This is a genomic window from Psychrobacter sp. TB55-MNA-CIBAN-0194, assembly GCF_040309505.1.
In the GTDB taxonomy this organism is placed as follows: Bacteria; Pseudomonadota; Gammaproteobacteria; order Pseudomonadales; family Moraxellaceae; genus Psychrobacter; species Psychrobacter fozii.
The window spans coordinates 1-257 of record NZ_JBEOOW010000501.1; the positions used below are offsets into that span (position 1 = coordinate 1).

Sequence of the window (257 nt, forward strand, 5' to 3'; positions counted from 1 at the left end):
GGTAAGGGGTAACTTTGCCCATCTTGTGTCACTTGCCGCTCCTCCATCGCTTCAAGTAAAGCGCTCTGGGTTTTGGGACTTGAGCGATTAATCTCATCAGCAAGCAGCAGCTGAGTAAAGATAGGACCTGCTCGAAACTCAAATTGGCGCTTATTTTGATCGTAGATACTCATGCCCAATATATCGGCAGGCAGCATATCATTGGTGAACTGCACACGGCTAAAGCTCAAGCCTAATAATTGGGCTAAACCTTGTGC

The 257-nt window shown here is 47.1% G+C and carries 1 protein-coding gene; it reads right to left on the reverse strand.

Features of this window, described 5'->3' with window-relative positions; all coding sequences use genetic code 11:
* Positions 1-257: AAA family ATPase (locus AAEY75_RS16050; protein WP_352260154.1), on the reverse strand; the 257-nt coding region annotated here is incomplete at both ends.